The 2,227-nt window shown below is 59.9% G+C and carries 4 protein-coding genes; 3 read left to right on the top strand and 1 reads right to left on the bottom strand.

The window, feature by feature from the left end; genetic code table 11:
• Positions 1 to 617 precede the first annotated feature (617 nt).
• Both VGK48_02450 and VGK48_02445 read left to right on the top strand, forming a co-directional pair.
• Positions 618 to 821: a hypothetical protein gene (locus VGK48_02450; protein HEY2380020.1), complete on the top strand. Its 204-nt coding sequence runs from the start codon at positions 618 to 620 to the stop codon at positions 819 to 821.
• 32 nt (positions 822 to 853) lie between these two features.
• The gene (locus tag VGK48_02445; protein ID HEY2380019.1) at positions 854 to 1,354 is read left to right on the top strand and encodes a discoidin domain-containing protein; all 501 of its coding nucleotides are present in this window, start codon (positions 854 to 856) and stop codon (positions 1,352 to 1,354) included.
• A gap of 13 nt (positions 1,355 to 1,367) precedes the next feature.
• On the opposite strand, the gene VGK48_02440 is transcribed toward VGK48_02445, so the two are convergent.
• Positions 1,368 to 1,931: a methylated-DNA--[protein]-cysteine S-methyltransferase gene (locus VGK48_02440; GenBank protein ID HEY2380018.1), complete on the bottom strand. Its 564-nt coding sequence runs from the start codon at positions 1,929 to 1,931 to the stop codon at positions 1,368 to 1,370.
• A 27-nt stretch (positions 1,932 to 1,958) separates the two neighbouring features.
• On the opposite strand from VGK48_02440, the gene VGK48_02435 reads away from it, so the two are divergent.
• On the top strand, positions 1,959 to 2,227 hold a 269-nt coding region (locus tag VGK48_02435; protein ID HEY2380017.1), incomplete at its 3' end, for a hypothetical protein.

Here is a 2,227-nt window from a genome sequence, read left to right as displayed (position 1 = left end):
TACTGCGCCGGTGCGAGTTCCGCTTCACTTTGCCGATTGAACTCGGCTCCGGAATCCGACCAGCATTGCAACAACTTTAGCCCATTCCTTCTGTCAGCCCAAGTATCGAAAGTTCGTTGGATACCGACTTGGTGGCTGGTTAGACGACCCCGTTGGAAACTCAGGTTCGCGCCAGACTCATTGATGGAGGAAAGCGGATTCGAACCGCTGGTCCCACTTACGCCTAAACGGGAGCGATACCGGTGAGCGCGATGAGCAAATAGCGATATCTCCCTTGCACCGCATCGACGAGCAATCGCTAGAACGGTTGGTGATTGCCATACGTTCTCAGCGGGTCCGTATTCCGGCGCTGTGCAGCCCGGGGGAGGCCGATTAGGTAGAGAGGTTCGAATCTGCAATCAAAGGCATTCGCGAGGAACGCACACAAGATTCGCCGGATTGATCGCAACAGAAAAACCGGAACACGTTTCAGTTTTTCAAGTGTTCGGATTTCAAAGCCTTTATACGGGCGAGAATAAGGTCGCGCGCCTTCGCAGGGGCCGTCTTGTCGCCCACCTGACAGGCGCGATCAATGTGGCAACACCTGAAAAATGCGGGTAACGCTTCGGGAGGATTGAATGGCCAAAGCACCGGAACGCACGCAGAGGCGCCATATGCGCGAGAAGGCCACCATCGACCACCTGGTCCAGGACGTGTACAAGCCAAAGCCGGTTGATAAGAAACACCGTGAGCGCAACCCAACCACTTCCAGCGGCTTGCCGGTCGAGGATCAGGTCCGCAAGGACTGGGATCCCCGCAAAGGCGGCCTGCCCGTTTTCTGACGAAAACCTCGTTACATGATCGATACCAGGAGATGACGGAACGCCCGCTGGTCCGCAAGCGATCGTTGGCAGCCGATACGGCGACGATCGGGCGCGCAGCGGATGAGATCGATATAGCCTGCTGCGCGACGATCGCCTACTCATCCGAGGACGCCGCTCACCCGGTTGAAAATATCCTCGATGGACAGTCCGGCCCGGGAGGAACGCGCTGGGTCAGCGCGCGTCCCGACACGGCGGAACACATCGTGGTGGAATTTGACCAGCCGCGGGCGATCTCGCGGCTCGTCTACGAAGTCCAGGAGACGATGCGCGAACGCACCCAGGAGGTGCGCCTGGAAGCGTCGGACGATGGAGGCCGGACGTATCGCCAGATTCTGGTTCAGGAATACAATTTCAGTCCCCGGGGAGCCACCTTTCAGCGCGAAGACCAACGCGTTGATCTACGGCAGGTCACCCATCTCCGTCTCACGGTTGTTCCAAACAAGAGCGGCTCAGGCCCGGCGACTCTCACGACACTCCGTCTCTTCGCTTAGGCGCTTGCCCGTCTCAAAACTGGAAAGATTGCTGAGCCGGTGACGGAGGATCGAGGCGAACGCCCTCCAGCGCGAGCATGTGTTTTTTAGCTGCCGAGCCTCCGGGCGCAGAAAAACCGCCGATCTTGCCACCCGCCGCCAGGACCCTGTGGCAGGGAATGATCAGTGCCACCGGATTCCTGGCCATGGCTAAACCGACATCGCGCGCGGCCTCCGGCCCGGCGTCAAGTTCTTTCGCCAACACACCATAAGTCGTCGTATGCCCCCATCCGACCCGCCGCGCCGCTTGATAGATGCGCTCGAAAAACGGGTCCTGCCCGCCGAGATCGAGCTTGACGCCGGAAAAATCCGTCTCCTCGCCCTCGAAATAGCGTTTCACGGCGACGATGGCCTCGGCCACCTCCGGCGTGGGCGTGCCGGGTTTTGCGCCGGGCGTCCGGTGGAGCAGTATTCGTTTCGTTGCTTCCGGGCTTCTTGTCGGCAACTGGAAGCGCGTGATGCCCACGCTGTTCCAGCCGATGCCGCAAAAGCCGTCCGCTGTTTCAAAGACAAGGTAATAGTGCGTTGCCTGGTCCATCAGTCGCGCTCGCATTTGCGATCTATCATGGAACTCGTCGCGCCAAGGCGGGAATTCAATCCGATTCTTGCGGTCAAATACGGCTTCGCGGGAAGGCAGCGGGAGACGCGACCGCTCTGGCGCATCAACTCGGCTCGGAACCGGGGCCAGCAAGGCTTCGAGCGGACTCATGTCGGGCGTTTACCTGAAGCCGTGCCTCAGTTGCGGGCCTCGTTAGAGGTCCTCGCTGTATGGCAGCATGGCAGCTTCTACCGGCGACAGGATTGTGTTCCAGGCGCCGGTCGGGATCCGCTTGT

The sequence above is a fragment of the Terriglobia bacterium genome, from assembly GCA_036496425.1.
Taxonomy (GTDB): Bacteria; Acidobacteriota; Terriglobia; order 20CM-2-55-15; family 20CM-2-55-15; genus 20CM-2-55-15.
This window is presented reverse-complemented; position numbering and strand designations above follow the sequence as displayed.